Here is a 26,084-nt window from a genome sequence, read left to right as displayed (position 1 = left end):
AGTACATACCGCCTATTTGCTCTTCAACAATTTTCCATGTACTTCATCTAAAAAAGTTTCTGATAATGAGATGTTTAGCTACTTTAGTAAAGCCATAACATAAGTAGGTTAAGTTCATGGTAGATTTGGGGCAAAAAAAGGTGGAGATATCCACCTTTTTTTATGCGCAGTATTCTGCAAAAAAAAGGCTGCCTTAAAAGCCTTTCCTGGTCAAGCCTGAAGTTGAGGTCCTATTCAACATAGATCCACTAATTCAGAATAACTTTTCAAGTAAGCTTTTAAGACAGCCTTCTGTCTTATTTAAAATCTCTCTCTAATTTGAGACCTTAATTATTTATGTTGTGCATATCGTTTGGAAACTTCTTCCCAGTTGATCACATTGAAGAACGCATCAATATAAGCGGGGCGTTGGTTTTGATACTTTAAATAATAAGCATGCTCCCAAACGTCCATTCCAAGGATTGGATATCCGCCGCAACCTACTCCGGGCATTAAAGGATTATCCTGGTTTGCTGAAGAACATACTTCAAGCTTGCCACCTTCCTGCACGCAAAGCCAAGCCCAACCAGATCCAAACTGGGTAGCACCTGCTTTGGAAAACTCATCTTTAAAAGCTTCGAAAGATCCAAAGTCTTTGTCTATTGCAGAGGCCAGATCTCCCTGAGGCTTTCCACCACCATTAGGTCCCATGATCTCCCAGAAAAGGTTATGGTTAAAATATCCCCCTCCGTTGTTGCGGACAGCTTTATCATCCATGTCAAGGTTATTGAGAATATTCTCAATATTCTTACCTTCCATATCTGTGCCTTTTACGGCATCATTTAATTTGCTGGTATATCCTGCGTGATGTTTATCGTGGTGGATCTCCATTGTTTTTGCGTCAATGTGAGGCTCCAATGCGTCAAATGCATATTTTAATTTTGGTAACTCGAAAGCCATAGTTAAATCGTTTTTATTATTAATTAGGTCAACTTCAAATTTAGAGATAAACCTCATTAATAAGAATTATAAAATGTTATAAAATCCTTAAAGATGTAGCTTTTTAAAAAAGTTAGTTTACAGTTACTTAGAATAATCTCAATTTTTTCTGCATATTTTCCAGCTAATGGATCGGCACGAGAAGGTCAATTAAGATGCATTTCTTACTTTAGTGAAAAAAATTTGAAGGACGCTAACATCTTCAGAATTTACGACGCTTCGGCTGGTTCGGGAAAGACCTATACCCTTGTAAAACAGTATCTTTTACTTCTGCTGTCTTCGCCGAGAATAGACAGTTATAAGAATATACTTGCCATTACCTTTACCAATAAGGCTGTGGGGGAAATGAAATCGCGCATAATTGAGAGCCTGCACGGGCTTGCCAATCCCAGTCGCACCAGCAAAGAAGAAGAATTGCTCACCGTGCTTTCCAAAGACACGGGAATGCCGCCAGAGATCATTCAGAAGAGAAGCAGCGATATCCTAAAGCATATAATTCACAACTATGCAGCCTTTGAAGTTTCTACTATAGATGGTTTCACCCACCGGGTTTTGCGAACCTTTGCCAAAGACCTGGGGCTGCCACTTAATTTTGAAGTGGAACTTAGAACCGATGAAGTACTCGGGGAGGCGGTAGACAGGCTTATAAGCAAAGCTGGAAAAGACAAAGCCATAACCCGGGTTCTGGTCAATTTTGTCCTCTCCCGCACAGATGACGATAAGAGCTGGGACATAGCCCGCGATCTTTTTGCTATTGGGCGTTTGCTCACGCAGGAAACCAGCAGTAAATTCCTGGAGATCCTAAAGACAAAGAAGCCGGATGATTTTGAAGATCTAAAAAAGAAGATCATTCAGGAACAAAAAAAGCTGGAAAGTGCTGTTATTGACACGGCAAATGACTTTTTCCAGTTGCTGGATGAAAACAATCTTGACAATGGATGTTTTAGTGGCGGCTATTGCCCAAAATTTTTTCTGAAGCTTCAAAAAGGGGATTTTAACGTTAACTTTTCCGCAGGTTGGCAAAGGGACCTTGCTGAAAAAGCGCTCTATGCATCTAAACTTGATGCAGCCAAAAAGCAGGTTCTCGATAGCCTTCAGCCGCAAATTGTCGCGCTTTACAATCAGGTAAAAAAATTCATCACCAGCATACAGTTCCTTGAAGCGGTAGACAAGAACCTCGTGCCGCTGTCTCTTTTAAATGCCATACAGGCACAGATTGAAGAGATAAAAGCAGAAAATTCGCTGGTGTTGATTTCCGAATTCAACGCAACGATAGGCAAAGCAGTGAAAGATCAGCCCGCACCTTTTATATATGAGAGGCTGGGAGATCGCTATCGTCATTATTTTATTGATGAATTTCAGGATACCTCCCAGTTACAGTGGGAAAATTTGATCCCGCTTGTTGACAATACACTTTCTATTGAGCATCCGGCCGGCGAATTTGGTTCGCTCACGCTGGTAGGAGATGCAAAACAGTCTATTTACAGGTGGCGTGGCGGTAAAGCCGAACAATTTATGGAGCTATGCCAAAAGCGGCATCCGTTTAGCGTTGAAGACCTGGAAATGCTGGTGCTGCCAAACAACTACAGGAGTGCGAGGACCGTGGTGGAGTTCAATAACGATTTCTTTAAGTATGCTTCAGGATTTTTTCTGAATGAAACCCATAAAAACCTCTTTCTTAACAGCGGCCAGGGCGTTGTGAGCTCCAAAGAAGGTTATGTAAATATCTCCTTTATAGAGGCTGAAAATGCTTCCGAAGAAATGGAGGCGTACCCCATAAGGGTGCTTGAAATTATAACTAAAGTGCAGGAACAGGGCAGGGCACTTTCTGATATCTGTATCCTTACCCGAACACGCCGCGAGAGCATTGCTGTAGCCAATTACCTGAGTGAACATGCTATTCCAGTTATCTCTGCGGAAAGTTTACTCATAAACCGTTCTCCAAAAATCAGGTTTATTACGGCAGTTTTGCAGTATTGCCTCGATCCCGGAGACAGGTCTCTCAAATTTGAGATCCTTGATTATCTTTTGACTGAAACTATTGAAGTAGACAACGATTTCCAATTTTTGGAAGAGCATCTAAAGCCTGAAGGGGAGGAATTCTTTAAAGCTCTGGAAAAAAATGGGATCAATTTTTCACCCGTGGCAGCTACGGCAATGTCGGTTTATGAGGCGGTTGAATATATAATCAGGGCTTTCTCGCTAGAGGCCGTTTCTGATGCTTACCTGCAGTTCTATCTCGATTTTGTTTACGAAGTTTCCAGTACCGAAGGGGTCGCATTTTTCACCTTTTTGGAACAGTGGGAACGAAAGAAAGACGAACTGAGCATTGTGGTACCGAAAGGTGAAAATGCAGTGCAAATAATGACCATTCACAAAGCTAAAGGGCTGGAATTTCCTGTGGTAATTTATCCTTTTGCCAATACCCAGATAAATGACACGGCCAGGGAACATTTTTGGATAGAATTGCCCGAAGAACTCGATACCAATGTAGAAATTGCTTATCTGCGTGCAGCCGATAAGATGAAAGAATGGGATGGCGAAGCGCCTCAAATTTATCATGAGTTGAGCTGTAACAGTCAGCTTGATGCACTCAATGTGCTGTATGTGGCTATGACGCGGCCCGAGCATCAGTTGTATATCATTTCAAAAATGGACCTCGACAAGAAGGGGAACGAAAATACCAACCGCATTTCGGGTCTATTTATATCCTATTTACGGTCTATAGGGAAGTGGAATGACAGTAATGAGTACCACTTCGGAAATATGCATGAAATGATTTCGGAAGAAAAAAAACCTTCAAACACCTTTGAGCAGCAAAGCTTCTTTTCTTCCCCAACCCAGGGCAATGGTATTTCCATCATCACGCGTTCGGGGCTCATGTGGAATACCAAGCAGCAAAAGGCTATTGAAAAAGGTCAGCTTATCCACGATCTTTTTGCGAAAATAGATACGGAAGCAGATGTAGAGCGGGTGCTCGAAAATGGCAAAAATGACGGACTTTTTCCTTCCGAAGAAAAAGAAGAACTTAAAAGATCTATTTTAGAAGTTACAGGCCATAGCGCGTTAAGGAAATATTTTGCCAATGGCGTGGTGAATTATAATGAACGCGCAATAATTTCTGAGGACGGTGCACTCTTAAGACCCGACAGATTAATCTTTTCTGGTAATAAGGTGAATATTATTGACTATAAGACAGGTGCATCAGATCCAAAACACAAGGCGCAGATTTCAGAATATGCTCATATTCTGGCAAAAATGGATTTTGAGATTGAAAACAAGATCCTGGTTTATATAAACGACCAGATTGAAGTAACTTTTGTGTAAAAAGAATGTAATTTTGTAAAAAACCAGTCATTATGTACGGAAAAATGAAAGAATACCTTGAAAAGGAAATAAGCAATATTAAAGAAGAAGGCCTTTATAAAAAAGAAAGGATCATTACTTCACCACAAGGTGCTGAGATCACTCTTGAAGGTGGTAAAAAGGTTCTTAATTTTTGTGCCAACAATTACCTTGGGCTGTCATCACATCCAGAAGTGATACAGGCAGCAAAAGACGCTATGGATACGCATGGCTTTGGGATGTCAAGTGTACGGTTTATATGCGGTACCCAGGATATCCACAAAGAACTGGAGCGCAAGATTGCAGATTTCTACGGGATGGATGATACCATACTTTACGCTGCTGCATTTGATGCTAACGGGGGTGTTTTTGAGCCACTTTTGACTGCTGAAGACGCTATAATTTCTGATTCCCTCAACCACGCTTCCATTATTGATGGGGTAAGGTTGTGTAAGGCAGCTCGCTACCGTTACGAAAATGGAAATATGGAAGAGCTTGAAGCGCAGCTTAAAACAGCTAATGAAAAAGGAGCGCGGTTTAAAATTATTGTTACCGATGGTGTATTCTCCATGGACGGGCTGGTGGCACCCCTTGATAAGATCTGCGATCTTGCCGAAAAGTATGATGCCATGGTTATGATAGATGAATGCCACGCAACAGGATTTATTGGTCAGGACGGGATTGGTACTCTCGAAGAGAAAGGAGTGCTTGGGCGCATAGACATTATTACCGGAACCCTCGGGAAAGCACTGGGAGGTGCAATGGGCGGATATACTGTGGCCAAAAAAGAGGTTATAGAAATTTTGCGTCAAAGATCGCGGCCATATCTATTCTCCAACTCCCTGGCTCCGGCTATTGTGGGAGCTTCTATCAAGGTTTTTGATATGTTATCTAAAGACGACTCTCTTAGGAACAAGGTCAAGGAAAATACAAAATACTTCAAAAAAGGTATAAAAGATGCCGGATTTGAAATCATTGACGGGAAAGCTGCCATTGTACCGGTAATGCTTTATGATGCAAAACTTTCACAAAAAATGGCCGACAGGCTTTTAGAGGAAGGGATCTATGTAATTGGATTCTTCTACCCTGTAGTGCCTAAAGGAAAAGCGAGAATAAGGGTACAGCTCTCGGCTGCCCACACTCAGGAACACCTTGATAAAGCTATTGCCGCCTTTAAAAAAGTGGGAAAAGAGCTTGATATCATTAAATAAGGTTAAAAATAAAAAAGGTGTTTCTGTCTAGGAACACCTTTTTTACATCCATTTCGGGCTTCTTCATCCTTTATATCAGATACTTTAGGAAAGCTTTTTACAGGGCAGAATAACACAACAGCAAAACCTAAAAAATTGTTAATATTTTAAGGTTTTCGCAAAATAATTATGTTGTAAATCCTTTGTAACTGCTCCAAATGCCAGTCTTATTAAGAAAACTTTATTAAATTGGGCTTTGTTAATACTGAATATCGGTCTACTTTTGTTTCTGCTAACTAATTAAAATATTAAACTCAGCAATATGAAACATCTAAACAGATTATTATTGGCTTCACTATGCATTCTGAGCTTCAGCACTATGCAGGCGCAGGATGACAATAATCCATGGGCTATTGGAATAGGAGTAAACGCAGTGGATTTTTATCCTACAGGTGAAGACGCACCTCTAGGGGGGTATTTTGATGAATTCTTCAACACCGGAGATCACTGGAATGTACTTGCAGGTATTTCTAGAATCTCTGTTGCCCGTAACATTGGCGCAGGGTTCTATTTTGAAGCAGCTGGTTCGGTTAACCAAATCGGTAAATATGGAGATGAAGGATGGGATGACCTAATGTATTACGGTCTTGACGGTACCTTCAACTACAGCTTTCGTAATGACGCCAACGCAGGTTGGTTAGATCCTATTGTGGGAGTTGGTGGGGGTTACACCTGGATTGACGAAGAAGGCTTCGCAACTCTTGATGGAACTGTAGGTTTCAATTTCTGGTTTACAGATAATCTTGCCCTTTCAGTCCAAACTATCTACAAGCATGGATTTGACGATGATATGAACTCTCACTTCCAACACGCAGCAGGAATTAAGTTTGCCTTTGGAGGACAGGATACTGACGGAGATGGTATCTACGATAAGGATGATGAGTGTCCTGAAGTAGCCGGATTAGAACAATTCAACGGTTGTCCTGACTCTGATGGTGACGGGATACAGGACAGGTTGGACGAATGTCCTAATGAAGCAGGTCTTGCACAATTTAACGGTTGCCCAGATACAGACGGTGATGGTATTGCCGATCCTCAGGATGAATGTCCTACTGTAGCCGGTCTTGCTGCATTGAACGGATGTCCAGATGCCGATGGTGACGGAGTTAAAGATAGCGAGGACGAATGTCCAAACGAAGCAGGTCCAAAAGAAAACAACGGATGTCCATGGGAAGATATGGATAACGATGGAGTGCTAGACAAAGATGATGAATGTCCAGAAGTAGCAGGAACTGCTGCAAACAACGGATGTCCTGAACCAACTGTAGAGGTAATCGAAGAATTGAATGAATACTCAAGAACTATTCTTTTCGATCTTGATAAAGCTACAATTAGATCTGAGTCAGAAGAAACTCTTCAGGCTATCGCCGATATCATGAAAGAATATCCTAACACAATTTTCCATATTGGAGGACACACAGATAGCACTGGTAGTGAATCTTACAATGAAAAACTATCCAGAGAAAGAGCACAATCTGTAGAAACTTTCCTTGAAAACACTGGTATTCCTTCTAGCAGATTAACTTCTGAAGGATATGGTGAATCTCAACCAATCGCTTCTAACAGCACTGCTAAAGGAAGACAGGAAAACAGAAGGGTAGAGATATCTTTAGATAAAGAAAAAGAGATGAGAGATAATCAGGGCGGAATGTAACCTGACTTTCACTAAATTTATTTAGAAAAACGCCCCGGTTTGACCGGGGCGTTTTTTATTTTTAAGGCATGATATCATTTATTGAACAGGTGCTTCAGGAGTTACTATCCCGAAACGCAAACATTTCTGAAACCACATTTATCCTGCCCAGTAAAAGAGCAGGTGCCAGCCTGGTGAACAGGCTTTCCCGCCTTTCTTCAAAGCCTATGTTTGCTCCCAGGGTGTTGAGTATTGAAGACTTTTCCGAAGAAATAGCAGGGCTTAAATCTATTGATAATATCACAGCCCTTTTTGAATTTTATTCCGCTTACCGGGCCTGTACGCCAAAAGATCAATGTGAAAGTTTTGAAACTTTCTCTGCCTGGGCGCAAACGCTGCTCTACGATTTCAACGAAATTGACCGCTATCTTATAGACTATAAAACGTTTTTTGGTTACCTGGGTGATATCCAGGAAATGAACCACTGGTACCTTCAGGAAGAGAAAACTCCACTCATGGAGAACTACCTGCTCTTCTGGAATAAACTTCCCGACTATTATGAGGCACTCCAAAAGCAGCTTGAAGAGAAGGAGCTGGCCTATCAGGGAATGGTCTACAGAAGGGCTTCTGAAAGAATTTCTGAATATGCCGGGAGAGTAGCCGGGCCATTTGTATTTATAGGTTTTAATGCGTTAAATACTGCGGAACAAAATATTTTTCAGTTTCTTCTTGAAGCCGGTAAAGCTGAAGTATTCTGGGATATAGATGAAGTCTTTCTTCAGGATGAGCAGCATGATGTTTCACTTTTTCTACGGAATTATCTCAAATCCTGGCCCTATTTTAAGAACCATAAGCCACAGTTTATTTCCCGCTCGTATAGTGAACCCAAGGATATAAAGATGATTGGCGTTCCCAAAAATATTGGGCAGGCCAAGTATGTGGGAGAATTATTGTCTAAGCTTTCGCCTGAAGAACTAAAGGAAACCGCCGTGGTTCTTGGCGACGAAAGCCTGCTGCTCCCGGTGTTGAATTCCCTGCCGCCCAATGTAGAGGAGGTAAATATTACCATGGGCTTTGCACTGCAAAATGCCCCTGTTGCTTTCCTTCTTGAACACCTGCTTAAAATACATACGGTGCAGGGCGATGGCACTCACTATTACAAAGATCTTATGCTGGTGCTCAGCCACCCGCTGGTACAACAGGTGACAGGTGGATTTTCGCGCCGGTTGCTGGAAAATATCCGCAAGGAGAACCTGGTCTATATAAAAGAAGAGGACCTGTTTAAAGCTGTCCCCACCGAGTTTAAACCGCTTTTCACTGCCTGCTTTGGAGATTGGAAAAATGATCCGAAAATTGCTTTACAGAATCTTCAGGGGTTGATCATGATCTTTAAAGATCGTATGGATAGTGACCGCGATAAAATTACCCTCGAGTTCCTGTATCAGCTGCATTTGTTGCTTAACCAGATAAACAACCTTGTATCAGAATATCCCTACATAGATTCCATTAAGATCCTGTTCTCTGTGTACAAAGATTTCCTGTCTTCAAAGACGGTCGACTTCCGTGGGAAACCTTTTTCAGGGCTACAGCTTATGGGGATGCTCGAGTCGCGGGTGCTCGATTTTAAAAATGTAATCCTTACCTCGGTAAATGAAGGAGTGCTTCCGGCAGGAAAAAGCAGTAATTCCTTTATCCCTTTTGATCTTAAATGCGCTTATAAGTTGCCCACTTATAAAGAAAAAGACGCTGTTTATACCTATCACTTTTACCATTTACTACAGCGGGCAAAACAGGTGCATTTGCTGTACAATACTGAAAGTGACGGACTCAATGCGGGTGAAAAAAGCCGTTTTTTACTGCAGCTTGAAATGGAAGCCCAGAAAGATCACAACATACAGAACTTCAATATTAGCCCCGTAGTTCCACCCGTGTCGGCTCAACTTAAAACCGTACACAAGTCGGCAGAAGTCATTGCAAAGCTCAAGGCAAGAGCGGCAGAAGGATTTTCTCCATCGGCGCTCACCACCTATATCAGGAATCCTTTAGATTTTTATAAACAGTATGTTCTGGGAATAAGGGAGCGCGAAGAGGTAGAAGAAACAGTCGCCTATAATACCCTGGGGACTGTAGTGCATGATACCCTCGAGGTTTTTTACAGAAATATGCTCGAGGAGCAGGTCACTGTTGAAAAGCTCGAAGAAGCCCTTGACAACAGCAATGCCGAAATTGAAAGACAGTTTAGGGAGCACTACACCAAAGCGCCCCTCAACAATGGGCAAAACCTGCTTATTTTTGAAGTTGCACGCCGCTATGTGCGCAACTTTTTAAGATCAGAGATTGTTCACATAAAAGAAGGGAATACTATAAAGATCCTGAAAATAGAAGACAGGCTGAAGGTGCAGATTCCCATTGAAGAGCTCGATTTTCCTGTATTTTTAAAGGGAACTGTAGATCGTGTTGATGAATTCAACGGCAAGATGCGCATCATTGATTATAAAACCGGTAAGGTTGAACAAAACAAAGTTGAGGTAGTAGACTGGGAAGAGATCAGTTTAGATTATGACAAGTACAGCAAGCCATTTCAGATACTCACTTATGCGCTTATGATGAACGAAGATTCGCCACTTCCACAAGATCTTGAAGCAGGGATTATTTCCTTCAAAAATCTGAAAGCAGGATTCCTTCAGTTCTGTAAAAAAGACAAAAAAGGATATGGTGCCAAAAAAGACATTAATATAACTTCAGATACCCTTGCAGAATTTAAAATTCAGCTTAAAAACCTTATTTTAGAGATATGTGATCCCGAAGTTCCTTTTGTTGAAAAAGAAATAAAACAACATTCATGGTAGTAAAAAAGCAAAAGAATATAAGCCTTCCGGGCCTGCACGGGCGGCCAATTCCAACAGATGTATTTTCTTCGGAAGAAGAGGGGCAGAAACCGGTAGTATTGTTCTGTCATGGTTATAAAGGCTTCAAAGACTGGGGCGCCTGGAACCTGATGGCAACCGCATTTGCCCAAAATGGCTTCCTGTTCGTAAAGTTTAATTTTGCCTTCAATGGCGGCACTCTTGAAAACCCTATAGATTTCCCCGATTTAGACGCTTTTGGAGAGAACACGTACACCAAAGAGCTCGATGATCTTAAAGTTTTAATTGACTGGATAAGCAGTGAAGATTTCCCTTACGCTAACCGGGACGATCTTTCCCGTCTCACTTTGATGGGCCACTCCCGCGGCGGAGGTATTGCGGTGGTTAAAGCTGCTGAAGACCCCCGTATCCAAAAGCTCATTACTCTTGCAGCAGTTAGTGACTTTGAAGACCGCTTTCCAAAAGGGGAAGAACTGGAGGCCTGGAAACAAAAAGGAATCTCTTATATAGAAAATTCCCGCACCAAGCAGAAAATGCCGCACCTGTTCGACTTTTACGAAGATTTTAAACAAAATGAAGAGCGACTGAATATCGCCAGGTCGGCGGAAAAGCTCAATATTCCCTATCTCGTGGTTCACGGCACCAATGATCCTACAGTTGCTGTAGATAACGCCCGTCAATTGCATGAATGGTCATCACAATCGGAGTTGTTCCTACTTGATGGCAGCGATCATGTTTTTGAGGCTTCACATCCGTGGGAACGCGAAGACCTCCCGCCGGCCATGGAGAAGATCATAAAAAAAGCTACTGAATTCATTAAAAAGTAACCTGTCAAAAATGGCATTTTTGGAAGGTGTTTTAGTCAAGGTTAATTGATCGTACCATGACCTATCAGATAACTTACCCGACATAACTGTAGACCTCACAGGTTTTGAAAACCTGTGAGGTCTTTATATACGCTAAGCAGTTAGGAACACCCGAAAACGAAAAAACCACCGCGAAACGGTGGTTTTTTGTGGAGAATATCGGAGTCGAACCGATGACCTTTTGGCTGCCAGCCAAACGCTCTAGCCAGCTGAGCTAATCCCCCATTGATGAGGGCAAATTTATAAAATATATTCCAATGTTTAAAGCCTTTATTTCTTTCTATAAAATTATTTTTGTGGAGAAGCCTTTCAAACATGATAAGAACAGCCAAATACCAGGACTTAGCGACCATTAAAAGCCTCACCGAAGCCTGTGCCCACGCCATGCAGAAAAAAGGGATCCTGCAGTGGAATGAATTTTATCCTTCTTTAGAGCGGCTCAAAAATGACATTTTACAGGAGGAATTGTATGTGCTTGAAGAAGAGGGAGAGATTGAGGGGATTATTGTTTTGACGCCTACCATAGATGAAGAGTACCTGCCTATAGCATGGCTCACCCCCAGCGGCAATAATCTTTACGTACACCGCCTGGCTACCAATCCGCAGAAGTGGGGCAGCGGGCATGGGCGTAGGCTTATGGATTTTGCTGAAGATTTTGCCCGTAAGCACAACTATGATTCAGTAAGACTGGATACCTTCAGCCAGAACCAGCGAAATCAAAAATTTTACGAAGCCCGGGGCTACAAAAGGCTGGGGAATATTTATTTTCCGAAGCAAAGTGAAGCCCCTTTCTACTGCTATGAAAAAGTGATAAAGTAATGGCTGTAGTGAACTTCAAAAATATCAATCGGCTTGCAATTCCTGCAATAATCGCAGGCATTGCAGAACCTCTTATCTCCTTAACCGATATTGCCATTATTGGTAATGTAGACCAGGATCCTGTTGAAGCTCTTGCCGCAGCAGGAATTGTTGGTTCATTTCTTTCGGCTATTATCTGGATCGTAGCCCAAACTAAAACCGCTATTTCGGCTTTGGTGTCACAGCATTTTGGTGCAAACCGCATTCATGCAGTTAAAACACTGGTACCACAAGCTATTTTTTTTAACTTTTTACTTAGTCTGTTGATCTATGCCGTGACAGCCTACTTTGCTGCCGCGATCTTTAGCGCTTATAATGCTGAAGGAAAGGTCTTGAATTATGCTGCCGATTATTATCAAATTCGTGCGATAGGCTACCCACTCACCCTGGTCACCTTCGCTCTCTTTGGTGTTTTTCGTGGGCTCCAAAACACGTTGTGGGCCATGAAATGCAGTCTCACCGGCGCGGTTCTAAATGTGGGCCTCGATTTTATGCTGGTTTATGGCATAGAGGGCTGGATTCCCGCCATGCATCTTGAAGGCGCCGCTTATGCCAGTGTTATTGCGCAACTGGTCATGCTGGTCATGGCATTGTATTTTTTCTTTAAAAAAACGCCTTTTCACCTGGGCCTTAGCCGCACCATCAATCCGCAGATGAAAGCCCTGCTTTTAATGAGCGGCAACCTTTTTGTGCGTACTGCGGCTTTAAATTTCGCCATTTACCTGGCTAATGCCTATGCGACAGATTACGGTAAAAACTATATTGCTGCCCAGAGTATCCTCATGAACATCTGGCTCTTTTTCAGTTTCTTTATTGATGGCTATGCCAATGCCGGAAATGCCATGGGCGGCCGACTCCTGGGAGCAAGGGATTACAATGGCTTATGGCAGTTGAGCAAAAAGATCAGCAAATATTCTGTCATCATCGCTGTTTTTTTAATCGGGATTTGTGCGCTGTTTTATGAAGAAATAGGGTTGATCTTCAGCAAAGAAGCGCCTGTGCTGCTGCTGTTCACTTCTGTTTTCTGGATGGTACTGTTCATGCAGCCAGTGAATGCCATTGCTTTTATGTTCGACGGAATATTTAAAGGGCTGGGGGAAGCAAAATATCTTCGGAATGTGTTGCTGGCAGCTACCTTTCTTGGTTTTACCCCGGCGCTGCTCATAGGCGATTACTTCGGATTAAAACTCCACGCCATCTGGATCGCTTTCTTTGTATGGATGCTTATTAGAAGCAGTGCGCTGGTGATAAAATTCCGCAGGAAATATTTGTACAAAGAAACCTAGAGATACAGGACTGAAAATAAAAAATGTAACTTTACGGGAAAGAATAAAAAAATGACCACGAACAGGGAGAATGGAAGTTTATACACCAACATTGTTAACGGGATTGCTTCTCTTGAATTTGGGCACCCGGCAAGTAATTCTTTTCCCGGAGTACTGTTAGAAAGACTTGAAAAGGAACTGCATAAACTGTCAGATGATGATGAGGTAAAGATCATCATTTTAAGAGCTGAAGGAGACAGGGCATTTTGTGCCGGGGCATCATTTGATGAACTTTTAGCGGTAGAGAATATGCAGCAGGGGAAAGTCTTTTTTTCGGGATTTGCCAATGTGATCAATGCCATGCGCAGCTGTAAAAAACTGATTATTGGCCGTATTCACGGAAAAACCGTGGGCGGCGGGGTAGGCCTGGCAGCAGCCTGCGATTATTGTTTTGCTACTGAACATGCCGCAATAAAATTATCTGAACTAAGTATAGGAATCGGGCCCTTTGTCATTGCCCCGGCAATTGAGCGAAAAATGGGGGTGGCTGCCCTTGCCGAACTTACCCTTGCAGCGCATGAGTGGAAAAATGCTTATTGGGCAAAGGAAAAAGGTCTTTATGCCCGGGTTTTTGAAAACACAGGGGACATGGATAAGGAACTGGAATTCTTTTCAGAAAAACTGGCTTCTTACAATCCTGCTGCCCTTCTGGAAATGAAGAAAGTGCTGTGGGAAGGAACCAGGAGCTGGGATTCTTTGCTTCAGGAACGTGCGGCAATTTCGGGAGAATTGGTGCTTTCAGAATTTACACGAAGCGCTTTATCAAAATTCAGAAAATAATATGGAATTAATGAATGTAGTGCTCTTTCAGGAGATAGAGAAAACAAAAGCTTTCCAGGTAGGCTATGAAGTAGGTTATTTTGTAGGTTCTAATTTTTGGGAAGTAGTGACCGCAGCCGTGGTGATTCTGGCTGTTATTCTTTATCTTGCTTTCTTCAGAAAGAAAAAAAGCATCAGCTAAAATGTCATTTTTGACACCTAAAATGCAGGCAGTATGAATTTTCAGCAGGAACATATACCAAAAGATCAACCCGCAAGTGAAAGGGAAGGCTATGGATTTTCTTTAGAGAATTTCCTTGAAGACCAATGGATGTACCTTGTGGGCATCCTTATCATTTTAGGCATATTTTTCTACGCGAGGTATGCCTGGCGCAAAAGAAATGAACGCTAATGCAGGAAGATCTCCCCGTAAATGAGGAAACTTTTGACCTGCTCAGGTTTTTAAGCGGCTATGGCTTTTGGCTGCTCCTCGCAATTTTGTTAATCGTGGTGGTATTGTATAAAAAATTCAGGAAGTAGGTTTTAGCGGGTCTTCAACCAGCCTGTAATGCTCAGTCTTTCGGTTTTTACCGGTTTTACTTCGTGCTCCAGGATCTGGCTTTCAAAAATGACCATTCTTCCGGGGAAAGGGTAAATACTTTTTGGAACTTCCACGCCATTTTCATTGTTATAAATAACAAGTTCTCCTCCATACTCTGGCTGCCAGTCCTGCTCATTGAGGTAACACACCATAGAGAGTTTTCGCCTGTCGTCATTTTGAAAGGTGTCCAGGTGTCGTTTATAGAAGGTGCCTTCGGGATATAGCGCATAATGGAATTCTTTGTGTAGAATGCCGGTAAAGCAGGTGCGGTTAAGGTAATCTACAAAATCGTTGATCCTTCTAAAAAAGGCTTTTTCGGCTTGTGCTGCTTCAGCTTCATTTAACCATAGAATAAAATCCCCGCGAATAGATTTTGCTATAATTTCATTGGTTCGGTTTCCTATCGCAGCCTTTTTGAAGTTGTCTTCTTCATATTTGTGCAGCAGGGAATTGCGCAGCTCCAGGACTTCTTCGGGGCTGAAGAAATCTTCAACAATAGAATATTGCTGCTCAGAAAGATCTGTAATGATCTTTTCATAAACCGGGTTCTCTATAATTTCCAATGTCATTATTTTAGGCGTGCAAATGTACGTTTGAATTTCCCATTTTTTACGTGGTCTTCAAAGCAAAGATTTATAATTTTTTAGGCTGAATAGTTAAATTTCGTGTAGCCAAGCTCTATCTTTGCCCAAAATTAAAGTATGGCAACTATTCGCATCACCAAACAATTTTCTTTTGAGGCAGGCCACGCCCTTTTTGGCTATGACGGCAAGTGTAAGAACGTGCACGGGCATAGTTATAAATTAGGGGTAACAGTGCAGGGAGAGCCCATAAAAGATGAGGATAACGTGAAGCTGGGAATGGTCATAGACTTTGGTGACCTCAAAAAAATTGTAAAACAGGAGATCGTTGATAAATTTGATCATGCTACTGTTTTTAACAAGAACACGCCTCATGTTGAGCTGGCAGAAGAATTACAAAAGAGAGGCCACAACATCATTCTTGTTGAATACCAACCTACCAGTGAGAATATGATCCAGGATTTTGCTGAAAGAATAATGAGCCGCCTGCCAGAGCATATTAAGCTTTTCTCCCTGAAATTACAGGAGACCGAGACTTCTTATGCCGAATGGTATGCTTCAGATAACCTTTAAGGTTTTTCATTTTTCATCCCCGAATACCCGAAGATAAAATTATTGGCCCGGCCCAGTTCCTCAGGTAAGATCACGTGCCCGGCATCGGGGAAAATTTGTAGCTCCACCTGTGCATTTTTGTTCCTTAGAATATCTGCAGTTTGTTGCACCCTTTCGGCAGGTACGTGCGCATCGGGATCGCTGGTGCCTAGGTAAACCGGCGTGCCTTCAAAATTTGTAAGGTAATTTCCGGTGTTGATGTCTTTGCCTATAAGTCCGCCAATAATCCCAATTACCCCGCCGTACCTTTTGGCATTTCGCGTTACATACTCGAGCGTAAGGCAGGCACCCTGTGAAAATCCGAAGAAATAGATATCTTCTGAAGCTATGCCCTCATCGTTGAGTTCCTTTTCCAAAAGCTGAAGCATCTCTACAGCCGAATCCAGCCACGGCTGATTTTGTTGTACCGGGGCCATAAAAGAGAGCGGGTACCAGCTGTTGTTATAAGCCTGTGGCGCAACCAGGGCAAAATCTTCTATTTTAAGATGATCGGCCACTGCCAGGATATCTTCGGCAAAGCCGCCCCTGCCATGCACCATGATAAGTGCTTTTTTTGCATCTTTTAGAGGAGTTCCGTTATACTTGAAATCTTTTTGGTGTAACATGTCTAAAATTTTGAAGGGTTGAGGTTTACCGGTTTTACGGCTTTTTCTATCAGTTCCCTGCGCGATTCATACTGCGGCGGAAGTTTAAGCTCCTGCCCCAGCGTATCCTGCGGTTCATCAATGGCAAAACCGGGTTCGGCTGTGGCTACTTCAAATAAAACGCCTCCGGGTTCCCTGAAGTAAATAGATTCAAAGTATTGGCGATCTAATACCGGCGTGGGGTTATAACCCGAACTGGCCAGCTTCTCCCTAACCCCTAACTGACTTTCTTTATTTGCTGTAGAAAAAGCAAGGTGATGTACCGTGCCGCCGCCGCCAAGGCCCCGCAATGCATCGGGTCTGCATAGAATGTCTACGTAATTTCCCGGTGCATCTGTAGCCGCAAAGCGAAAGCGATTTCCTTTTTCGGCAATTAATTTGTGATCAAGAACTTCCTGCAGTAAACCTGCAGTGCGTTCATAACCTTCCTGCCATATTTCTACGCTGTAGAACCCGCGGATGGAATGCTCCATCGGAATTTGCCCATAGGTCCATCCCGGCCTGTCGTCGCGCTCATTAAAAACCAGCTCCAGCCCCAGCCCGTCGGGATCTTCAAAATAAATTACCGCCTCGCCATCAAACCTGTCCTGCGCAGGTTTAAAGTCGATATTGAACTTTTTAAGACGCTCTTCCCAAAACAGAAGAGAATTTGCAGGCACCGAAAATGTGGTGATGTTGAGCATACCCTTTCCATGGCGGCCTTTCTGGATCCCTTCGTAGGGGAAGAAGGTCATGATAGATCCTGGCCGGCCCTGCTCATCGCCATAATAAAAGTGGTAAACATCGGGGGCATCAAAATTCACTGTTTTCTTGACCATGCGCAGCCCCAAAATCCCTGTATAGAAATCGAGATTTTTCTGCGGCTCACCCGCAAGTGCAGTGACATGATGTATTCCGGTAACTAGCTGGCTCATTATTATCTGTTTCTTTTAAAGATACTTTTAATTAATAAAATGCCCAAGCACAGCGCCGTGGGATGGCAATTTTTCTGAAGATTTTAACTTCGGAAATTTTAAAACTATCTTTACCGGCAAATCCTTAGCATGCAGATACCCGAGGGTAAAAAGATCTATTTCGCAAGTGACAATCACCTGGGAGCACCAACGGCCGAAGAAAGTCGCCCCAGGGAAGCAAATTTCGTGGCCTGGCTTGAGCACGTAAGCCAGGATGCTGCAGCTATTTTTCTTCTGGGAGATTTGTTCGACTTCTGGTTTGAGTATAAACATGTGGTTCCAAAAGGATTTGTGCGAACATTGGGAAAATTAGCCCAGTTGAGGGACCGGGGCATTCCTGTATATTTCTTTGTAGGTAACCATGATCTCTGGATGGATGATTATTTTGAAAAGGAACTAGATATCCCCGTATTCAGAAAGCCGAAGGAGTTTGTTTTCAATGACAGAAAGTTCCTTATTGGTCACGGTGACGGGCTGGGGCCGGGAGATAAAGGTTACAAGCGCATGAAAAAGGTATTTACCAATCCGCTTTCAAAATGGCTGTACAGGTGGCTGCATCCCGATTTGGGCGTGCCTTTGGCGCAGTACTTTTCGGTGAAGAACAAGGCTATTTCGGGAGAAGAGGATGTGCAGTTTTTGGGAGAAGAAAAGGAATGGCTTATTCAATACTGCCGCCGAAAGCTGGAAACACAACATTACGATTACTTTATTTTTGGTCACCGCCACCTGCCTTTAGATATCAGTCTTCAGAAAGATGCTACCTATATGAACCTGGGAGATTGGATCAATTTCTACACTTACGGAGTTTTTGATGGTAAAGAACTTCAGCTTAAAGAGTGGAAAAATGAAAACCTTCAGAAGTAACACACTCCTTTTACATCAGTTTTAGGATAATAATCATCTACACATGCTTAGTTTGATCTTCGGAAGGAATTTCTTCCGAAGAAAATTGGGGCTAAATCTTTTCTGGCTTCAGGAGAATTACTGGTGAAAATTTCAGAATTTTTAGGGGAAATATAAATTTACAGAGGTGCCAAAAATGCCATTTTTGACACCCATTTTTCTTCAGTTATAAAATTGCAAAACCTGCAATCGTTTTCGATGCTAAAATGTTGATTTCTTTCATTATGCAAATGATATTTGTCATATTGGTAGGCTTTTTATAGAGGTATCTTTAGGTAATATAAATCAGGAAATGTGTACGGCAGTTTCCGCAATTTTTAAAGCCATGAAAAATATCCTAATCCCCTTCGATTTTTCTGAAGTATCTAAAAATGCTTTGGATTACGCTGTGAAATTTGCAGATAAGGATCCGTTAATTAATTTATTCCTACTCAACATTACTGAAGAAGGTGCTGATGTTAATGCTATACGTGAGAATTTTAAAAAAATCATCAAAAAATATAAAAAACCGCTCTCTCCCGAGATCTATACCTTGGTGCAGACCGGCGAATTGGTTTCCTCTATCATTCAGCTTCAAAAAGAGTTAAAGGTTGATATTATTATGATGGGAACCAGAGGTGCCAATCTCGAAGAAGAAAATGTGGCAACTACCACTTCACGCCTGGTACAGGAAGCCGACCTCCCAGTTTTGGTGATTCCAGAGAAATATAAAAAATTTAGACTTGAAAGTATAATCCTCTCTTTAGGTAACGAAAAGATTGCCGACAGATCTCCTTTATATGTGTTACTTGATGTTTCAAGAAAACACAAGGCGCAGGTCCATGTTTTAACCATACAACAACAAGAGATGGCAATGGGCTATAGCGAAGATGATGAGAGTAATGAAACTACCCTCAATTATTTTCTTGAAATGTTCTATTCTCACCACACCTTCCATGAAAGTGAAGACATTGAAGCTGGAATTTTGAATTACATTAAAAAGAACGATATGGATATGCTGGCCATTATGCCAAAAACCCACTTACCGGGTGATGAAGCTTCTCCAGGCCGTCTTACAAGATTGCTCACGCTACACTCAAATGTTCCATTACTGGTGCTTGATTAAGCAAAAGCAGGAACACCAACTTTCTCACTGCTGGTGAGAATATAAACTTTATTACCGCCATAGATTATGGCACCATTTATAACCACTCAATATTTAGATCATGAAAAATGTTTTAGAAAGACCTCAAGCCACAAACCTCGATAAATACGGGTTGAAAAACTGTAGAGTGAACTGGAACCTTTCTGGAGAAGAACTTCAGGAAATCGCTGTACGTAAGGGAATGGGTACCGAAACTGAAAATGGCACCCTTAGTGTCAATACAGGAACTTTTACCGGTAGATCTCCACAGGACCGCTTTTTGGTAAAAGACGATTACACCAAAGACAAAGTGTGGTGGGGAAATATCAATAAACCTTTATCTTCAGAAAACTTCGGATTACTGTATGATAAAATGACCGAATACCTATCTGGCAAAGAAATTTACGTTCATGACGGTTATGTGTGTTCCCACCCAGATTACCGAATGAATGTGCGTACCATTGCTGAATATCCATGGTCTGCATTCTTTGTAAAGAATATGTTTTTAAGGCTTAAGGAAGAAGAACTTGAAGATTTTTCTGAAGAATGGCTGGTATTATGTGCTCCCGGTTATGTTGAAGCCGAACCTGCCAAGTACGGTTTACGCCAGGGGAACTTCAGTATTCTTGACTTTACCAGAAAAGTTGCACTGGTAGGAGGTTCTGCCTATACAGGAGAAATGAAAAAAGGTATTTTCTCTGCTCTTAACCTTATCCTTCCGGTTGAAAAAGATGTGCTACCTATGCACTGTTCTGCTAACGTAGGACAGGAAGGCGATACTTCAATTTTCTTCGGACTTTCAGGAACAGGAAAAACAACTCTTTCTGCCGATCCCGATCGTAAACTGATTGGAGATGATGAACATGGGTGGACATCAGAAGATGTGATCTTTAACTTTGAAGGTGGTTGTTATGCCAAGGTTATTGGGCTTACCGAAGAATCTGAACCAGATATCTTTCGCGCAATTAAACCAGGGGCTTTACTTGAAAACGTGATCTTCAAAAAAGGCACTAAAGAAGTAGACTTTTTTGATGCAACCATCACTCAAAATACCAGGGTGAGTTATCCTATATATCACATTGCCGATATCCAGTCACCATCTTACGCCAAAAACCCAAAGAATATTTTCTTCCTTACCTGTGATGCATTTGGAGTACTTCCTCCGGTTTCAAAACTAACTCCGGGGCAGGCTGCATACCACTTCATTTCAGGATATACAGCAAAAGTTGCCGGAACAGAAGCCGGAATTACTGAGCCTGTACCATCATTCTCTGCTTGTTTTGGAGCTCCATTCATGCCGCTACACCCAACTGTGTATGCTGAAATGCTGAGCACCAAAATGAAAGAAGCCGGGGTTAACGTATGGCTTGTGAATACCGGATGGAGCGGTGGCCCATTTGGAGTAGGATCAAGGATCAAACTGAAATATACCCGTGCCATGATCACTTCTATTTTGAAAGGAGAACTTGAAAACGTAGAATTTGAAATGCACCCAATATTTGGTCTTTATATGCCGAAATATTGTCCTAATGTGCCTATCGAAATGCTGAACCCAATCAATACCTGGCTGCAAAAAGGAGCCTATATTCAAAAGTCAATTCAGCTGGCACATTCTTTCCACCTCAACTTCGAGAAATTCTCTGCTGAGGCATCGGAACAGATCATTAATGGAGGTCCGCTAATTGATGAGCACCACCACATGGAAGCAGAATTTTAACTAGAGCTTTTCTAACCACGAGGAGGCCGTCTTAGATTTCTAAGACGGCCTTTTCATTTTAATACTTACCAGTTAGTTAGGGATGTAAAGACCAAAATGTCTTCTGCTGAATTACTTCGCTGGCTCAACCTATAGTAACCTGACTTACCTGCACAAAAAAAGAGGGAGCTTTTTACAGCTCCCTCTTTTTCTTGAAGTTAAATGATATTTATTTTTTCATTAACCTTGACCTGTTGTACTCGTAGTTCATCCTGGCGATGTTGAGAACCGAAATACCTTCGGGACATTCTACCTCGCAGGCTTCGGTATTGGTACAGTGGCCAAAACCTTCTTCTTCCATTTGGTTCACCATGCTCACCACTCTGGTTGAGGTCTCTTTATCTCCTTGAGGTAACTGCGCCAGGTGTGAGATCTTAGCACTTGTAAAGAGGGCAGCACTTGAATTTTTACAACTGGCAACACAAGCCCCACATCCAATACAAGCCGCAGCATCAAAAGCAGCTTCAGCCTGTTCAAAAGTGACAGGAATTGAGTTTGCTTCGGGAGCCTGGCCTGTGTCTACAGAAACATATCCGCCAGAGGTAATTATATGATCAAGCGCCGATCTATTAACCTTCAAGTCTCTCACGATAGGAAAAGCCGAAGCTTTAAAAGGTTCTACGTAAATTGTGTCTCCATCATTAAAAGACCTCATGTGTAGTTGGCAGGTGGTGGTGTTTTTTAGAGGCCCGTGGGCAATTCCATTGATCATCACTCCACATTGCCCACAAATACCTTCGCGGCAGTCATGGTCAAATTCCACCGGTAAATCTCCCTGCTTTATTAATTTTATATTCAGGGTATCCAGCATTTCCAGGAACGACATGTCTTTGCTTACTTTATCCAGGTGATATTCTTTAAATTCTCCTTTGCTCTGGCAGTCACGTTGACGCCATATTTTTAATGTGATCTTCATAACTTTCTATTTATAACTTCTCACCGTTGGTTTTACGGTATCAAAGACCAAGGGTTCACGGTTTAAAATTGGCTGAGATGCATTGCCTGTCCATTCCCAGGCTGCCGAATAGCAGAAATTCTCATCATCCCGCCGGGCTTCGCCATCTTCAGTTTGAAATTCGGCTCTAAAATGGGCTCCACAAGATTCTTCCCTGTGAAGGGCATCAACGCACATAAGCTCTGCCAGCTCCATATAATCTGCAACCCTGCCGGCTTTTTCAAGCTCACTATTCACCTCTTCGGCACTTCCCGGTACCAGTAGGTTGGTTTTGTATTCTTCTCTTAAATTTCTGATGTTCTCTATAGCTTTTTCCAGACCGTTTTTGGTGCGAAGGAGTCCGCATTTATCATAGAGTTCTTTTCCGAGTTCTTTATGGAATTCTTCGGCTGTTTTTTTACCCTTGCAGCTTAAAAATGACTGCATTTGGTCTTTAACCAGCTTCTCACTTTCCTCAAATGCCGGGTGATCGACCTCGATCTTCGGAATTTTAATTTGATCGGCTAAATAATTCTGAAGGGTGTAAGGCAGAATAAAATATCCGTCTACACAAGCCTGCAACAGGGAATTTGCTCCCAGTCTATTGGCCCCATGGTCTGAAAAGTTAGCTTCTCCAATAGCAAAAAGTCCCGGTACAGTGGTCATAAGTTCATAATCTACCCATAAACCACCCATTGAAAAGTGGGCTGCAGGAGAGATTTTCATAGGCTCCTTATAAGCATCAATACCCGTAATTTTCTTGTACATGGTGAAAAGGTTGCCATATCGCTCGGCAATTACGTCTTTACCGTATTCATTAATAGCTCTGGAAAAGTCGAGGTAAACGGCATTTTTGAGAGGTCCCACTCCTTTGCCCAGGTCTATTTGCTCTTTGGCAGCTCTCGATGAGATATCGCGGGGCGCCAGGTTTCCAAATGATGGATATTTTCTTTCGAGGTAGTAATCTCTGTCGTCTTCCGGAATTTCGCCGGGAGCACGGGTTTCATTTTTATCTTTGGGCACCCAGATGCGGCCGTCATTCCGCAGGGATTCACTCATCAGCGTTAATTTAGACTGATGTTCCCCACTTTGAGGCAGACTGGTTGGGTGAATTTGAGTCCAGCTGGGGTTAGCCATGTAAGCCCCTTTCTTATGAGCCCGCCAAATAGCTGAAGCATTACAACCCATAGCCAGGGTAGAGAGGTAGTAGATCTTTCCAAATCCTCCTGTTGCCAGTACCACAGTGTGTGCGCCGTGACGTTCAATTTCTCCGGTGTCGAGGTTCCTTGCTATAATTCCGCGTGCTCTACCATCAATGATCACCACATCCAGCATTTCGTGACGCGCATAAAGCTTTACCTTTCCGGTATGCTGCTGTCTCAACAAAGCCTGATAAGATCCCAGGAGCAGTTGTTGTCCTGTTTGGCCCCTGGCATAGAAGGTTCTTGATACCTGCACGCCACCAAAAGAGCGGTTTCTCAGGTACCCGCCGTATTCCCGGCCAAAAGGTACTCCCTGAGCTACAGCCTGATCTATAAGACTTGCAGAACATTCGGCCAGGCGGTAGGTGTTGGCCTCGCGTGAGCGGAAGTCGCCTCCTTTTAAAGTGTCATAAAACATACGGTACACACTGTCACCGTCATTTTTATAATTTTTGGCTGCATTCACGCCTCCCTGGGCGGCAACAGAGTGTGCCCGCCTTGGAGAGTCCTGAAAGCAGAAACTTTTTACATTGTATCCCATTTCGGCCAGAGATGCTGCCGCAGATGCTCCTGCCAGTCCTGTGCCCACCACAATTACTTCTAGTTGTTTACGGTTGTTTGGGCTTACAAGACGGGCTTTTGCTTTATAGTTGTTCCATTTCTCGGCTAAAGGGCCTTCAGGAATTGGTGCTTTTAAGGTCTTGCTCATGATTGTAGATTAAAGTAGAGGAATAGAGGAATAATAATATATCCTATGGTAATAATTACAGCGAAGGACTTTCCTACTATGTTTATAATTCGGTTGTACATGGGGTGATAGATTCCCATTGTTCTATGAGCACTAAAGACGCCGTGAAGAAGGTGGTAACCTAAAGCGAGTATGGCTACAATGTATAGCACAACATACCAGAGTTGTTCAAAAGCAACAACCACAATGGTGTAGAGATCTTTATTCCCGTTAGTATCTACCGGAAGTTCACCGAACTTATAGTGGTACCAGAAGTCTTTAAAGTGAATTACCAGGAATACAAAAATTATAATGCCCAGGGCCATCATATTTCGGGAATACCAGGAACTGGCTCTTCCACGACGGTCATAGGAATACGAAGTGCCATTGGCTCTTCTTTTCTTAAAAGAAAGGTAGATGGCATCTATTGAATGCAGGAGGATACATAGGTATAAAACGTACGAAACAAGTTTTATAACGATGTTACCACCTAGCAAATGGCTGTAGGAGTTGTACTGAAGCTGCGCTTCTGCTGCGGGCAACAGTAACTGTAAATTACCTAAAAGATGAATGATTAAAAAGAACGACAAGAACAATCCGGTAATTGCCATAAGGTTCTTTCGGGTAACGGAGTTTTTTATGAATATCATTATTAAGTGAAATTTCGGTCAAAAAAAGAATAAAGAAAGGGAGCAAACTGCTTCAGAAAAACTCCTGAAGCAGTTTGTCCGTTTCTCGGTGTCTGATTTGTTTAAATCAGGAAATCAATATGCCATCTCAAAAAAGGCTTTTTCAAGCTCCTCTCTATGGTCGGGATGAGCAATAGAGATAAGGGCTTTGGCGCGTTCTTTAAGGTTTTTTCCGAAGAGATTGACTACCCCATATTCAGTGGCTACATAATGTACGTGAGCCCTGGTTGTGGTAACCCCTGCACCTACTTTGAGGGAAGGCACAATCTTTGAAATCCCTTTGTTGGTCACCGATGGCATGGCAAAAATGGCTTTACCGCCTTCAGAAAGAGATGCGCCGCGAATAAAATCCATTTGGCCACCCACTCCCGAAAAATGATATTTTCCGATAGTATCGGCGCAAATTTGTCCGGTTAGGTCTATCTCAATAGCCGAGTTAATAGCAGTTACCTTTGGGTTCTGCCTTATAATAGCAGAATCATTGGTGTAAGCAGCTTCTTTAAAATGCACTACAGGGTTATCATCAATATAGTCGTACAACTTCTGACTTCCGGCTGCAAAGCAGGTCACGATCTTTCCGGTTTTGATCTTTTTCTCTTCACCGGTGATAATTCCTTTTTCAATGAGTGGCAACACCCCGTCTGAGAATAATTCGGTGTGAATTCCGAGGCGCTTGTGATTCATTAATTTAGAAAGCACCACATTTGGAATACCTCCTATCCCCATTTGCAACGTAGCACCATCTTCTACCAGTCCGGCCACGTATTCCCCCACTTTTTGCTCGATAGGCGAAGGTGTCGGGATGTCGTGAATATGAATAGGCTGGTCTACTTCAATGGCTGCGTGAATTTGGCTTACGTGAATAATACCATCTCCATGAGTGCGAGGCACCCTGGGGTTCACCTGGGCTATCACCTTTTTTGCAGTTTGTACTGCTGGTAAGGCGATATCTACTGAAACACCCAATGAACAATAACCGTGTTCATCTGGCGGAGAAACCTGTACGAAAGCCACGTCAAGCGGAAGTATATTTCTGCGGAAGAGCAAATGTATTTCACTTAAGAATATAGGAATGTAGGCGCCAATACTGGAGTTGACTGCCTGCCTTACATTACCCGCCACAAAGCAACTGTTGGTCCTGAAGGATTCGTTGTAAGGAGGCTGCGTGTAAGGTGCAGCCCCTTCAGTATGAATATGAATAAACTCCACATCCTGTAATTCACGATAGCGTTGGGTAAGCGTATCAATGAGTACATTGGGGGTCATTGCGGCACCGTGCAGGAAGACTCTATCTCCCGATTTTACGTGAGATACAGCTTCTTCTGGGGAAACTATGTTAAGAGAATCTCTCATAATGCTGAATTTTAATTTTTGTAAATATTAATTCTGAAGGTTTATTCCTCAATAAGGATTTCCAGAAGTTTTATTGCTGCTTCACTAATCTTTGTACCGGGGCCAAAAACGGCTACGGCACCTGC

23 protein-coding genes and 1 tRNA gene are annotated in these 26,084 nt (G+C 42.5%); 15 read left to right on the top strand and 9 right to left on the bottom strand.

The window, feature by feature from the left end:
• Positions 1 to 330 precede the first annotated feature (330 nt).
• Complete coding sequence (locus OQ279_RS15340) at positions 331 to 939, bottom strand: superoxide dismutase (protein ID WP_266070888.1); 609 nt, start codon at positions 937 to 939, stop codon at positions 331 to 333.
• A gap of 222 nt (positions 940 to 1,161) precedes the next feature.
• Between OQ279_RS15340 and OQ279_RS15335 the strand changes: the two genes are divergently transcribed.
• The 5 genes from OQ279_RS15335 to OQ279_RS15315 all read left to right on the top strand — a co-directional run bounded on the left by OQ279_RS15335 (position 1,162) and on the right by OQ279_RS15315 (position 10,900).
• Positions 1,162 to 4,305 (top strand): UvrD-helicase domain-containing protein, encoded by a 3,144-nt coding sequence (locus tag OQ279_RS15335; RefSeq protein ID WP_266070887.1) that lies wholly within the window; start codon positions 1,162 to 1,164, stop codon positions 4,303 to 4,305.
• Between the two features lie 32 nt (positions 4,306 to 4,337).
• Positions 4,338 to 5,534 (top strand): glycine C-acetyltransferase, encoded by a 1,197-nt coding sequence (gene kbl, locus OQ279_RS15330; RefSeq protein ID WP_266070886.1) that lies wholly within the window; start codon positions 4,338 to 4,340, stop codon positions 5,532 to 5,534.
• A 301-nt stretch (positions 5,535 to 5,835) separates the two neighbouring features.
• Entirely contained in the window at positions 5,836 to 7,227 is a 1,392-nt protein-coding gene (locus tag OQ279_RS15325) for an OmpA family protein (protein WP_266070885.1), read from the top strand.
• A 68-nt stretch (positions 7,228 to 7,295) separates the two neighbouring features.
• Positions 7,296 to 10,055, top strand: a complete 2,760-nt coding sequence (locus OQ279_RS15320) for a PD-(D/E)XK nuclease family protein (protein WP_266070883.1) — start codon at positions 7,296 to 7,298, stop codon at positions 10,053 to 10,055.
• Positions 10,049 to 10,900: an alpha/beta hydrolase family protein gene (locus OQ279_RS15315; protein ID WP_266070882.1), complete on the top strand. Its 852-nt coding sequence runs from the start codon at positions 10,049 to 10,051 to the stop codon at positions 10,898 to 10,900. The genes OQ279_RS15320 and OQ279_RS15315 overlap by 7 nt, the downstream gene beginning before the upstream one ends.
• A gap of 189 nt (positions 10,901 to 11,089) precedes the next feature.
• Here OQ279_RS15315 and OQ279_RS15310 read toward each other — a convergent pair.
• Positions 11,090 to 11,163: transfer RNA gene (locus tag OQ279_RS15310), tRNA-Ala, on the bottom strand.
• A 91-nt stretch (positions 11,164 to 11,254) separates the two neighbouring features.
• Here OQ279_RS15310 and OQ279_RS15305 point away from each other — a divergent pair.
• The 6 genes from OQ279_RS15305 to OQ279_RS15280 are packed head-to-tail and all read left to right on the top strand — an operon-like array spanning position 11,255 to position 14,421.
• Positions 11,255 to 11,758 (top strand): GNAT family N-acetyltransferase, encoded by a 504-nt coding sequence (locus OQ279_RS15305; RefSeq protein ID WP_266070881.1) that lies wholly within the window; start codon positions 11,255 to 11,257, stop codon positions 11,756 to 11,758.
• On the top strand, positions 11,758 to 13,083 hold the full coding sequence (locus OQ279_RS15300) for an MATE family efflux transporter (RefSeq protein ID WP_266070880.1): 1,326 nt from the start codon (positions 11,758 to 11,760) through the stop codon (positions 13,081 to 13,083). Before OQ279_RS15305 ends, OQ279_RS15300 begins: the two co-directional genes overlap by 1 nt.
• Before the next feature lie 51 nt (positions 13,084 to 13,134).
• A complete protein-coding gene (locus OQ279_RS15295) occupies positions 13,135 to 13,902 on the top strand; it encodes an enoyl-CoA hydratase/isomerase family protein (RefSeq protein WP_266070878.1) in 768 nt (255 codons plus the stop codon).
• Between the two features lies 1 nt (position 13,903).
• Positions 13,904 to 14,083, top strand: coding sequence for a hypothetical protein (locus OQ279_RS15290; RefSeq protein ID WP_266070877.1), 180 nt, complete (start codon positions 13,904 to 13,906; stop codon positions 14,081 to 14,083).
• Positions 14,084 to 14,116: 33 nt separating this feature from the next.
• A complete protein-coding gene (locus OQ279_RS15285) occupies positions 14,117 to 14,293 on the top strand; it encodes a hypothetical protein (protein WP_266070876.1) in 177 nt (58 codons plus the stop codon).
• Positions 14,293 to 14,421 (top strand): hypothetical protein, encoded by a 129-nt coding sequence (locus OQ279_RS15280; protein ID WP_266070875.1) that lies wholly within the window; start codon positions 14,293 to 14,295, stop codon positions 14,419 to 14,421. Before OQ279_RS15285 ends, OQ279_RS15280 begins: the two co-directional genes overlap by 1 nt.
• Before the next feature lie 3 nt (positions 14,422 to 14,424).
• Here OQ279_RS15280 and OQ279_RS15275 read toward each other — a convergent pair whose 3' ends face one another.
• Positions 14,425 to 15,051 carry a 2OG-Fe(II) oxygenase gene (locus OQ279_RS15275; RefSeq protein WP_266070874.1) on the bottom strand — a complete coding sequence of 209 codons (627 nt, stop codon included), beginning with the start codon at positions 15,049 to 15,051 and terminating at the stop codon, positions 14,425 to 14,427.
• A 132-nt stretch (positions 15,052 to 15,183) separates the two neighbouring features.
• On the opposite strand from OQ279_RS15275, the gene queD reads away from it, so the two are divergent.
• Positions 15,184 to 15,636 (top strand): 6-carboxytetrahydropterin synthase QueD, encoded by a 453-nt coding sequence (queD, locus tag OQ279_RS15270; RefSeq protein WP_266070873.1) that lies wholly within the window; start codon positions 15,184 to 15,186, stop codon positions 15,634 to 15,636.
• On the opposite strand, the gene OQ279_RS15265 is transcribed toward queD, so the two are convergent.
• Together OQ279_RS15265 and OQ279_RS15260 are read right to left on the bottom strand one after the other, a co-directional pair.
• A complete protein-coding gene (locus tag OQ279_RS15265) occupies positions 15,633 to 16,280 on the bottom strand; it encodes an alpha/beta hydrolase (protein ID WP_266070872.1) in 648 nt (215 codons plus the stop codon). The genes queD and OQ279_RS15265 overlap by 4 nt on opposite strands.
• A 2-nt stretch (positions 16,281 to 16,282) precedes the next feature.
• On the bottom strand, positions 16,283 to 17,233 hold the full coding sequence (locus tag OQ279_RS15260; protein ID WP_266070871.1) for a ring-cleaving dioxygenase: 951 nt from the start codon (positions 17,231 to 17,233) through the stop codon (positions 16,283 to 16,285).
• 129 nt (positions 17,234 to 17,362) lie between these two features.
• Here OQ279_RS15260 and OQ279_RS15255 point away from each other — a divergent pair, with 129 nt between their 5' ends.
• The 3 genes from OQ279_RS15255 (at position 17,363) to pckA (ending at position 21,015) form a co-directional block, all read left to right on the top strand.
• Complete coding sequence (locus OQ279_RS15255) at positions 17,363 to 18,136, top strand: UDP-2,3-diacylglucosamine diphosphatase (protein WP_266070870.1); 774 nt, start codon at positions 17,363 to 17,365, stop codon at positions 18,134 to 18,136.
• Positions 18,137 to 18,500: 364 nt separating this feature from the next.
• Entirely contained in the window at positions 18,501 to 19,280 is a 780-nt protein-coding gene (locus OQ279_RS15250; protein ID WP_266070869.1) for a universal stress protein, read from the top strand.
• A 100-nt stretch (positions 19,281 to 19,380) separates the two neighbouring features.
• A complete protein-coding gene (gene pckA, locus OQ279_RS15245) occupies positions 19,381 to 21,015 on the top strand; it encodes a phosphoenolpyruvate carboxykinase (ATP) (RefSeq protein ID WP_266070868.1) in 1,635 nt (544 codons plus the stop codon).
• Positions 21,016 to 21,223: 208 nt separating this feature from the next.
• On the opposite strand, the gene OQ279_RS15240 is transcribed toward pckA, so the two are convergent.
• The 4 genes from OQ279_RS15240 to OQ279_RS15225 form a co-directional block, all read right to left on the bottom strand.
• Positions 21,224 to 21,970: a succinate dehydrogenase/fumarate reductase iron-sulfur subunit gene (locus OQ279_RS15240; protein ID WP_266070867.1), complete on the bottom strand. Its 747-nt coding sequence runs from the start codon at positions 21,968 to 21,970 to the stop codon at positions 21,224 to 21,226.
• Between the two features lie 6 nt (positions 21,971 to 21,976).
• On the bottom strand, positions 21,977 to 23,899 hold the full coding sequence (locus tag OQ279_RS15235; RefSeq protein ID WP_266070866.1) for a fumarate reductase/succinate dehydrogenase flavoprotein subunit: 1,923 nt from the start codon (positions 23,897 to 23,899) through the stop codon (positions 21,977 to 21,979).
• Positions 23,896 to 24,567, bottom strand: coding sequence for a succinate dehydrogenase cytochrome b subunit (locus OQ279_RS15230; protein ID WP_266070865.1), 672 nt, complete (start codon positions 24,565 to 24,567; stop codon positions 23,896 to 23,898). Before OQ279_RS15230 ends, OQ279_RS15235 begins: the two co-directional genes overlap by 4 nt.
• A gap of 114 nt (positions 24,568 to 24,681) precedes the next feature.
• The gene (locus OQ279_RS15225) at positions 24,682 to 25,959 is read right to left on the bottom strand and encodes an acetyl-CoA hydrolase/transferase family protein (protein ID WP_266070864.1); all 1,278 of its coding nucleotides are present in this window, start codon (positions 25,957 to 25,959) and stop codon (positions 24,682 to 24,684) included.
• Positions 25,960 to 26,084 lie beyond the last annotated feature (125 nt).

It is taken from the genome of Salinimicrobium profundisediminis (assembly GCF_026241755.1).
Classification (GTDB): Bacteria; Bacteroidota; Bacteroidia; order Flavobacteriales; family Flavobacteriaceae; genus Salinimicrobium; species Salinimicrobium profundisediminis.
The sequence above is the reverse complement of the archived record's forward strand: the minus strand, read 5'-3'. Positions and strand labels throughout refer to the sequence as shown.

What these genes read in the sequence shown, in the direction of transcription:
- OQ279_RS15340 (WP_266070888.1), bottom strand. Translation starts at nt 939, where the DNA reads ATGGCTTTCGAGTTACCAAAATTAAAATATGCATTTGACGCATTGGAG.
- OQ279_RS15320 (WP_266070883.1), top strand. Translation starts at nt 7,296, where the DNA reads ATGATATCATTTATTGAACAGGTGCTTCAGGAGTTACTATCCCGAAAC.
- OQ279_RS15235 (WP_266070866.1), bottom strand. Translation starts at nt 23,899, where the DNA reads ATGAGCAAGACCTTAAAAGCACCAATTCCTGAAGGCCCTTTAGCCGAG.
- OQ279_RS15325 (WP_266070885.1), top strand. Translation starts at nt 5,836, where the DNA reads ATGAAACATCTAAACAGATTATTATTGGCTTCACTATGCATTCTGAGC.
- OQ279_RS15230 (WP_266070865.1), bottom strand. Translation starts at nt 24,567, where the DNA reads ATGATATTCATAAAAAACTCCGTTACCCGAAAGAACCTTATGGCAATT.
- OQ279_RS15265 (WP_266070872.1), bottom strand. Translation starts at nt 16,280, where the DNA reads ATGTTACACCAAAAAGATTTCAAGTATAACGGAACTCCTCTAAAAGAT.
- OQ279_RS15260 (WP_266070871.1), bottom strand. Translation starts at nt 17,233, where the DNA reads ATGAGCCAGCTAGTTACCGGAATACATCATGTCACTGCACTTGCGGGT.
- OQ279_RS15315 (WP_266070882.1), top strand. Translation starts at nt 10,049, where the DNA reads ATGGTAGTAAAAAAGCAAAAGAATATAAGCCTTCCGGGCCTGCACGGG.
- OQ279_RS15250 (WP_266070869.1), top strand. Translation starts at nt 18,501, where the DNA reads ATGAAAAATATCCTAATCCCCTTCGATTTTTCTGAAGTATCTAAAAAT.
- OQ279_RS15225 (WP_266070864.1), bottom strand. Translation starts at nt 25,959, where the DNA reads ATGAGAGATTCTCTTAACATAGTTTCCCCAGAAGAAGCTGTATCTCAC.
- OQ279_RS15240 (WP_266070867.1), bottom strand. Translation starts at nt 21,970, where the DNA reads ATGAAGATCACATTAAAAATATGGCGTCAACGTGACTGCCAGAGCAAA.
- OQ279_RS15280 (WP_266070875.1), top strand. Translation starts at nt 14,293, where the DNA reads ATGCAGGAAGATCTCCCCGTAAATGAGGAAACTTTTGACCTGCTCAGG.
- OQ279_RS15275 (WP_266070874.1), bottom strand. Translation starts at nt 15,051, where the DNA reads ATGACATTGGAAATTATAGAGAACCCGGTTTATGAAAAGATCATTACA.
- OQ279_RS15255 (WP_266070870.1), top strand. Translation starts at nt 17,363, where the DNA reads ATGCAGATACCCGAGGGTAAAAAGATCTATTTCGCAAGTGACAATCAC.
- OQ279_RS15290 (WP_266070877.1), top strand. Translation starts at nt 13,904, where the DNA reads ATGGAATTAATGAATGTAGTGCTCTTTCAGGAGATAGAGAAAACAAAA.
- OQ279_RS15295 (WP_266070878.1), top strand. Translation starts at nt 13,135, where the DNA reads ATGACCACGAACAGGGAGAATGGAAGTTTATACACCAACATTGTTAAC.
- queD (WP_266070873.1), top strand. Translation starts at nt 15,184, where the DNA reads ATGGCAACTATTCGCATCACCAAACAATTTTCTTTTGAGGCAGGCCAC.
- OQ279_RS15285 (WP_266070876.1), top strand. Translation starts at nt 14,117, where the DNA reads ATGAATTTTCAGCAGGAACATATACCAAAAGATCAACCCGCAAGTGAA.
- pckA (WP_266070868.1), top strand. Translation starts at nt 19,381, where the DNA reads ATGAAAAATGTTTTAGAAAGACCTCAAGCCACAAACCTCGATAAATAC.
- kbl (WP_266070886.1), top strand. Translation starts at nt 4,338, where the DNA reads ATGTACGGAAAAATGAAAGAATACCTTGAAAAGGAAATAAGCAATATT.
- OQ279_RS15300 (WP_266070880.1), top strand. Translation starts at nt 11,758, where the DNA reads ATGGCTGTAGTGAACTTCAAAAATATCAATCGGCTTGCAATTCCTGCA.
- OQ279_RS15305 (WP_266070881.1), top strand. Translation starts at nt 11,255, where the DNA reads ATGATAAGAACAGCCAAATACCAGGACTTAGCGACCATTAAAAGCCTC.